Below are 8,355 nucleotides of genomic sequence, written 5' to 3' on the forward strand. Positions count from 1 at the left end.
CACGCACTGAGAGGGGGAGGCAGCACCCATGACAAACATTCCCGAGACCGGCAGGACCCCACGCGTCCAGACCCGGCTCGTCGTCATCCAGATCCTCGTCCTCTCCCTGCTCGGCACGCTCGGCGGCCGGCTGTGGTACCTCCAGATCCGCGAGGGCGCCCACTACCAGAAGGAGGCCTCCGGCAACCACGTCCAGCAGGTCGTCCAGCCCGCCGTGCGCGGCTCCATCCTGGACGCCCGAGGTGTGCCGCTGGCCGACAACGAGACCCGGCTGGTGGTCTCCGCCTCCCGCACCGACCTGCTCAAGCAGAAGGACGACGGCAAGGCGGTCCTGACCAAGCTCGCCGGCGTCCTCGGCATGGACGTCGACGAGGTCATGCTGAAGGTCCGGCTGTGCGACGCCAAGACGCCGCAGCCCTGCTGGAACGGCTCGCCGTACCAGCCCATCCCCATCACCGACGAGGCCACCCCGCGCCAGGCCCTGCAGATCCGCGAACGCGCCGAGGACTTCCCCGGCATCACCGCCGAACCCGAGGCCGTGCGCCGCTACCCCGGGCCCGGCAAGTCCAACTCCGCGCAGGTCCTCGGCTACCTCTCACCGGTCACCGACGAGGAGATCCAGCGGGCCAAGGACACCGACTCGCCCTACCTGCGCTCCGACATGGTCGGCCGCTCCGGCCTTGAACGGCAGTACGACCGGGAGCTGCGCGGCAAGGCCGGCGTCACCCGCTACGAGGTCGACAACCTCGGCCGCGTCATCGGCAAGTCCAAGTCGGACCCGGCAGAGACCGGCTCCAGCCTGGTCACCAGCATCGACTCCCGCGTCCAGCGGATCGCCGAGTACGAGCTGGACAAGGCGATGAAGGCCGCCCGGACCCAGTGGGACAAGAACACCAACAGGAACTACAAGGCCGACTCCGGGGCCGTCGTCGTGATGGAGGCCAAGACCGGCCGCATCGTCGCCATGGCGTCCGCGCCCACGTACGACCCGAACGCCTGGGTCGGCGGCATCTCCTCCAAGGACTACAAGGCGCTCACCGGCAAGAACTCCAACTACCCGCTGCTCAACCGGGCCATCCAGGGGCAGTCCGCGCCCGGCTCCACCTTCAAGGTGGTCTCCACGGCCGCCGCGGTCGAGGCCGGCTACGACTTCAACGGCAACTACCCCTGCGTCAGCTCCTACTCGGTCGGCAACCAGGTCTTCAAGAACTTCGAGGGGGAGAACTTCGGCCCGATCTCGCTCGGCCGGGCCCTGGAGGTCTCCTGCGACACCGTCTTCTACTACCTCTCGGACAACGAGTGGAAGAAGGACGGCGGCATCAACCCCAAGAAGGGCAAGCCCAAGGACTACTTCTACAAGGCCGCCCACCAGTTCGGCCTCGGCAAGGAGACCGGCGTCGACCTGCCCAACGAGGTCACCGGCCGCGTCCCCGACCGCGAGTGGAAGCAGCGGTACTGGGAGGCCAACAAGGACGGCTGGTGCAAGACCGGCAAGAAGGACGGCAGCTACGTCGAGAAGATCGCGTACGAGAACTGCCTGGAGGGCAACAGGCTGCGCGAGGGCGACTCGATCAACTACTCCATCGGCCAGGGCGACACCCTCGTCACCCCGATCCAGGAGGCCGTGATCTACGGCGCGATCTCCAACGGCGGCACCATGTACACGCCGACCATCGGCAAGGCGATCGTCAGCCCCGACGGCAGGAACGTCACCGAGATCAAGCCCAAGTCCCACGGCAAGCTGCCCATCACCCAGGCCACCCGCAACATGATGGACCAGGCCCTGGCCGGCGTGGCCATCCGCGGTACCGCCGCCTGGAAGTTCGCCGGCTGGCCGCAGGACAAGATCCCGCTGCACGCCAAGACCGGTACCGCCGAGGTCTACGGCAAGCAGACCACCTCCTGGCTGGCCACCTACACCAAGGACTACTCGGTCATCATGACCATCGCCCAGGCCGGTACCGGCTCCGGCGCCTCCGGTGAGGCGGTCCGCAACATCTACAGCGCCATGTACGGCGTCCAGGGCGACGGCTCCATCGACAACAAGAAGGCCCTGCTGCCCACCCCGCAGAAGAGCCTGCCGCAGATCCGGTCCGACGGCTCGATCGCCGCCCCGAAGGTCCCCGCCGACCCGGCCAAGGACCAGGAGGAGAACGCCAAGCAGGCCGCCGAGCAGGGCGGCGCCGCGCCGAACGGCCAGCAGGGCGGCACCACGGCCGGCGACCAGCAGGGCGGCACCACGGCCGGCGACCAGCAGGGCGGCACCACGCCCAACGACCAACTGCCGCCGGCGACCACCGCCTCGCCCACCACAGGCAACCGCCAGACCCGTAGGCGCCAGCGCCGAAGCGGAAGCCGGAGGACCACCGCATGACCGGCGCGAACAGCTTCTCCATCTCCGGATACGGCCCCCAACGGGGCGGCTGGACACGGGTCTTCGCCCGCGACTCGGCCGCCCGCCGGCTCGACTGGCCGATACTGTTCTGCGCGCTCGCGCTGTCCGCGATCGGCGCCGCCCTGATCTACTCCGCCACCCGCAACCGCACCGGCATCAACCAGGGCGACCCGTACTACTTCCTGATCCGGCACCTGATGAACACCGGCATCGGGTTCGCCCTCATGATCGGCACCGTCTGGCTCGGCCACCGCACCCTGCGCAACGTCGTGCCGATCCTGTACGGGCTCTCGGTCGCCGGCGTGCTGCTGGTGCTCACCCCGCTCGGCGCCACCATCAACGGCAACCGCAACTGGATCGTCCTCGGCGGCGGCTTCTCCCTCCAGCCCTCCGAGTTCGTCAAGGTCACGATCATCCTCGGCATGGCGATGCTGCTCGCCGCCCGGGTCGACGCGGGCGACAAGATGTACCCCGACCACCGCACGGTCATCCAGTCGCTCGGACTGGCCGCAGTACCGATCATGGTCGTGCTGCTCATGCCCGACCTCGGCACGGTCCTCGTCCTGCTCACCATCATCCTGGGCGTGCTGCTCGCCTCCGGCGCCTCCAACCGCTGGATCTTCGGCCTGCTCACCGCGGGCGTCGTCGGCTGCGTCGCCGTCTGGCAGCTGCACATCCTGGACGAGTACCAGATCAACCGGTTCGCCGCCTTCGCCAACCCCAGCCTCGACCCGGCCGGCGTCGGCTACAACACCAACCAGGCCCGCATCGCCATCGGCTCCGGCGGTCTGACCGGCGCGGGCCTCTTCCACGGCTCCCAGACCACCGGCCAGTTCGTCCCCGAACAGCAGACCGACTTCGTCTTCACGGTCGCGGGCGAGGAACTCGGCTTCGCCGGCGCCGGACTGATCATCGTGCTGCTCGGCGTCGTACTCTGGCGCGCCTGCCGCATCGCCCGCGAGACGACCGAGCTCTACGGCACCATCGTCGCCGCCGGAATCGTCGCCTGGTTCGCCTTCCAGTCCTTCGAGAACGTCGGCATGACCCTCGGCATCATGCCGGTCACCGGCCTGCCCCTGCCCTTCGTCTCCTACGGCGGCTCGTCGATGTTCGCGGTCTGGGTGGCGATCGGACTGCTCCAGTCGATCAGAGTGCAGCGGCCCATGTCGGCGTAGCGGCGACCCGCGCCCCGGACACCTGCCGCCGGACCCGTACCCGCACTAGATTCGGGTCATGGCGGACATGAAGGTCGTGGCGGACATGAAGGCGAAAAGGGAGATCGAGCGGAAGTACGAGACCGGCGACGGCGGGCCGCCCGACCTGACCGGCGTCCTGACCGGCGTCGGTCCGGTCACAGCCGTGGTCGACCAGGGCGCCGCCGAACTCGACGCCGTCTACTACGACACCCCCGACGAACGACTCACCGCCGACGGACTCACCCTGCGCCGCCGCACCGGCGGCCACGACGCGGGCTGGCACCTCAAGCTCCCGGTCACCACCGGCGTACGCGACGAGATCCACGCCCCCCTCTCCGACACCGTGCCACCCGCCCTCGCCGCGCTCGTCCGCTCCCGCGTCCGCGACGGCGAACTGCTCCCGCTGGTCCGCCTCCGCACCCGGCGCGGCACCCGCCACCTCGTCGACGCCGACGGCACCCCGCTCGCCGAGGTCGCCGTCGACGCCGTACGCGCCGAACGGCTGACCGGCCACCGCGGCGCGGCCCAGTGGACCGAGATCGAGGTGGAACTCGCCGACGACGGCGACCCGGCCCTCCTCGACGCCGTCGACGCCCGCCTGCGCGAGGCGGGCGTACGGCCCTCCCGGGCCCCCTCCAAACTGGCCCGCGCCCTGACCGAGACCGCCCCGCCGGACCACCCCGGCCCCGCACCGGCCCGGCACAAGACCCCGAAAACGGCCGGCGACCACGTCCTCGCCTACCTGCGCGCCCAGCGCGACGCCCTCGTCGCACTCGACCCCGCCGTACGCCGCGACGAATACGACTCCGTCCACCGCATGCGCGTCGCCACCCGCCGCCTGCGCAGCGCCCTGCGCACCTACCGCACGGTCCTGGACCGGACCGCCACCGACCCGCTCCGCGCGGAACTGAAACGGCTCGCCAACGAACTCGGCCGCGACCGCGACCAGGAAGTCCTCACCGAACGCCTCACCGCCGCCCTCGACGACCTGCCCTACACCCTGGTCACCGGCCCCGTCCGCACCCGGCTGCGCACCTGGTCGGGAACCGCCCACGACGACGCGCGCCGACGGCTCGTCGCCGACCTCGACAGCGACCGCCATCTGGCCCTCCTCGACGCACTGGACGCCCTGCTGGCCGACCCGCCGCTGCGCCCGGCGGCCGCCGGCAAACCGGCCAAGGTGATCGCCAAGGCCGTGCGCAAGGACCTCGCGACGCTCTCCGCCCTGCTCCAGCACGCCCTCGACCAGCCACCGGGCCGCGATCGCGACCTCGCCCTGCACGAGGCCCGCAAGAGGGCCAAGGCCACCCGGTACGCGGCCGAGGCGGCCGTGCCCGTCCTCGGCGATCCGGCCTCCGGCCTGGTGAAGGCGGCGAAGTCGCTGCAGAGTCTGCTCGGCGACCACCAGGACAGCGTCATGGCCCGCCGCACCCTGCGCGAACTGGCCGGACAGGCGCACGCGGCGGGGGAGAGCGCCTTCACGTACGGGGTGCTCTACGGGCGCGAGGAGCAGCGGGCCGCCGAGCTGGAGGCGCGGCTGCCGGACACCTGGCGGGCGATCGAGAAGGACAGGAAGGGGAAGGGGAGCAAGGCCAAGAAGAGGCCGGCCCTCTGAACGCTCCCCGCGACCGCCTTACGGACGTTCGGGGCAGTCCCGGGACCGGGTTACGCTTGATGGTCACCCCTGTCAGCTCACAAAGGTCCGTCGAGATGCCTGCCGAAGCCGCAGAGACCGTCGAGTCCGTGTTCCCGCAGCTCGAAGCTCTGCTCCCGCATGTGCAGAAGCCGATCCAGTACGTCGGCGGAGAACTCAACTCCACGGTCAAGCCCTGGGAGTCCTGTGACGTCCGCTGGGCGCTCATGTACCCGGACGCCTACGAGGTCGGCCTGCCCAACCAGGGCGTCATGATCCTCTACGAGGTCCTCAACGAGCGCGAGGGTGTCCTGGCCGAGCGCACCTACAGTGTGTGGCCCGACCTGGAGGCGCTGATGCGGGAGCACGGCGTCCCGCAGTTCACGGTGGACGGTCACCGCCCGGTGAAGGCCTTCGACGTCTTCGGCCTGTCCTTCTCCACGGAGCTGGGCTACACCAACATGCTGACGGCCCTGGACCTGGCCGGGATCCCCCTGGAGGCCAGGGACCGCACGCTCGACGACCCGATCGTGATGGCGGGCGGCCACGCGGCCTTCAACCCCGAGCCGATCGCCGACTTCATCGACTGCGCGGTCATCGGCGACGGCGAGCAGGCGGTGCTGGAGGTCACGGAGATCATCCGCGCCTGGAAGGCGGAGGGCCGCCCGGGCGGGCGCGAGGAACTCCTCTTCCGCCTGGCGCGGACGGGCGGGGTGTACGTGCCCGGCTTCTACGACGTCGAATACCTGCCCGACGGCCGCATCGGCCGCGTGGTGCCCAACAAGTCGGGCGTCCCGTGGCGCGTGTCGAAGCACACGGTGATGGACCTGGACGAGTGGCCGTACCCGAAGCAGCCGCTGGTGCCGCTGGCGGAGACGGTCCACGAGCGCATGTCGGTCGAGATCTTCCGCGGCTGCACTCGGGGATGCCGCTTCTGCCAGGCCGGCATGATCACCCGGCCGGTGCGCGAGCGCTCCATCACGGGCATCGGCGACATGGTGGAGGCCGGTCTGAAGGCCACGGGCTTCGAGGAGGTGGGCCTGCTCTCCCTGTCCTCGGCCGACCACTCGGAGATCGGCGACATCGCCAAGGGCCTCGCCGACCGCTACGAGGCCGACAAGATCGGCCTCTCGCTGCCCTCCACCCGCGTGGACGCCTTCAACATCGACCTGGCGAACGAGCTGACCCGCAACGGCCGCCGCTCGGGTCTCACCTTCGCCCCCGAGGGCGGCTCCGAGCGCATCCGCAAGGTCATCAACAAGATGGTCTCGGAGGACGACCTGATCCGCACCGTCGCCACGGCCTACGGCAACGGCTGGCGCCAGGTGAAGCTGTACTTCATGTGCGGTCTGCCCACGGAGACGGACGAGGACGTCCTCCAGATCGCCGACATGGCGACCCGCGTGATCCAGAAGGGCCGCGAGGTCTCCGGCTCCAACGACATCCGCTGCACGGTCTCGATCGGCGGCTTCGTCCCCAAGCCGCACACCCCGTTCCAGTGGGCACCCCAGCTCTCCGCCGAGGAGACGGACGCCCGCCTGCAGCGGCTCCGCGACAAGATCCGCGGCGACAAGAAGTACGGCCGCTCGATCGGCTTCCGCTACCACGACGGCAAGCCCGGCATCGTCGAGGGCCTGCTCTCGCGCGGCGACCGCCGTATCGGCGCCGTCATCCGCGCCGTCTACGACGACGGCGGCCGCTTCGACGGCTGGCGCGAGCACTTCTCCTACGACCGCTGGATGGCCTGCGCGGACAAGGCCCTGGTCCCCTTCGGCGTGGACGTCGACTGGTACACCACCCGCGAGCGCACCTACGAGGAAGTCCTCCCCTGGGACCACCTCGACTCCGGCCTCGACAAGGACTGGCTCTGGGAGGACTGGCAGGACGCCCTCGACGAAACAGAGGTCGACGACTGCCGCTGGACCCCGTGCTTCGACTGCGGGGTGTGCCCGCAGATGGATACCTGGGTACAAGTAGGCCCGACTGGCAAGAAGTTGCTGCCGCTGACGGTCAAGAACGCAGCTCAGGCGCCCACTTCGAGTGGTCACGAGCACTGACGTGAGCGAGGCGCTCGATCGTGTGATGGAGGCGCTGGCGGGGGCAAGCGAGGACGATGTGGCTGCTGCGCTAGCCGCGGTTGGCGGCGTACGTCCTCGCCCGCCGGCGCCTTCCACGGCCTCTCGGACGCCGCTGCCAGGCCCCGGAGGCGCCTCACAGATCGTCTCCGAGGTGGAGTGGATCTGAGGGGGCAGTTCCAGACTCGTGTCCGACTGCGTAGCCGGTTGAGCCCCTTCCCTATCGGAAGGGGCTCGTTGGCATCTGGGGGTGGGTGCCCCCTGTATCTCGTGCTGTGGACACCAGGGCCGTATCCCCGCTGCCTGGAAGCGGGACCGAATGACGTGGATCAAGCCGTCATTCCTGTGGATGATGTACCGCTGCGACTGGGGCGCGAAGCCGGTGCAGGAGACCGTCCTTGCCACCGAGATCGCTCGCCACGGCTTCGAGTGGGCGTTGCGCAACGCATGCCTGTCGAGCTACGTACGTCGGCTGTATCCCGACCGCAGCACCTGGCAACGTCAGTTGAAGCGTGCACCGGCCCACGTCCAGTGGAACCCCGAGCGCGATCTGCGCCTCGAGCCCCTGCCCTATCGCTCACTGCAACTCGGGCTCTCTGGTGAGGCCGTACGCCGCTACGCGGGAGTGGACGGTCTCCATCAGTGACGTGACCGCCCTCGCCCGTGAGATGCACGCGCTCGTCAGTAACTGCGACCTCGACTCCGCGACCCGACTGCTACCCAACGAGCGGCCACACCCAGCCGAGGACGAACTGACAGCCCACTTGCAGTCGTGACCATGTGCGCTCGCCCAACAGCCGGCCGCCGCTCATGAGGGGAATGAGGGCTTGGTCCATGTCAAGCGGTGTTCGCAGACCATTTCATATTGGGTTTTCGGCAGATCGGCCTGTTGGGCGATCTTGCCCGCAGAGGTCACGATCTTCTGGCCGGCTGCGGCGTAGCACCAGCAGCACCTTCCGGATGGACTTTCCCCGTGATGCTGGACACTCGTTGCTTACGCCGCGAGGGCGTGTTCTTGCTCGTGTCGCTGTCGGATCTCCAGCGGGGTGAGGTATC

General features: G+C 69.5%; 5 protein-coding genes and 1 pseudogene. All 6 read left to right on the forward strand.

The annotated features are described in order from the left end of the window. Positions 1-28: 28 nt before the first annotated feature. On the forward strand, positions 29-2,374 hold the full coding sequence (mrdA, locus tag ACIOWN_RS31695) for a penicillin-binding protein 2 (protein WP_401984104.1): 2,346 nt from the start codon (positions 29-31) through the stop codon (positions 2,372-2,374). Then, a complete protein-coding gene (gene rodA, locus ACIOWN_RS31700; protein WP_362356605.1) occupies positions 2,371-3,570 on the forward strand; it encodes a rod shape-determining protein RodA in 1,200 nt (399 codons plus the stop codon). Before mrdA ends, rodA begins: the two co-directional genes overlap by 4 nt. A 58-nt stretch (positions 3,571-3,628) precedes the next feature. After that, positions 3,629-5,206: a CHAD domain-containing protein gene (locus ACIOWN_RS31705; protein WP_401984107.1), complete on the forward strand. Its 1,578-nt coding sequence runs from the start codon at positions 3,629-3,631 to the stop codon at positions 5,204-5,206. 95 nt (positions 5,207-5,301) lie between these two features. Further along, complete coding sequence (locus ACIOWN_RS31710; RefSeq protein ID WP_401984109.1) at positions 5,302-7,281, forward strand: TIGR03960 family B12-binding radical SAM protein; 1,980 nt, start codon at positions 5,302-5,304, stop codon at positions 7,279-7,281. A 283-nt stretch (positions 7,282-7,564) separates the two neighbouring features. Continuing rightward, positions 7,565-8,075 (forward strand): annotated as a pseudogene (locus ACIOWN_RS31715) (DUF4291 domain-containing protein). 68 nt (positions 8,076-8,143) lie between these two features. Next, positions 8,144-8,355, forward strand: a 212-nt coding sequence (locus tag ACIOWN_RS31720) for a hypothetical protein (protein ID WP_401984110.1), incomplete at its 3' end; no start/stop codon positions are given.

The sequence above is a fragment of the Streptomyces sp. NPDC087787 genome, assembly GCF_044743035.1.
Classification (GTDB): domain Bacteria; phylum Actinomycetota; class Actinomycetes; order Streptomycetales; family Streptomycetaceae; genus Streptomyces.

Bases quoted from the DNA above. Each gene is read 5' to 3' on its own strand.
- rodA (WP_362356605.1), top strand. From the start codon at position 2,371: ATGACCGGCGCGAACAGCTTCTCCATCTCCGGATACGGCCCCCAACGG.
- mrdA (WP_401984104.1), top strand. From the start codon at position 29: ATGACAAACATTCCCGAGACCGGCAGGACCCCACGCGTCCAGACCCGG.
- ACIOWN_RS31705 (WP_401984107.1), top strand. From the start codon at position 3,629: ATGGCGGACATGAAGGTCGTGGCGGACATGAAGGCGAAAAGGGAGATC.
- ACIOWN_RS31710 (WP_401984109.1), top strand. From the start codon at position 5,302: ATGCCTGCCGAAGCCGCAGAGACCGTCGAGTCCGTGTTCCCGCAGCTC.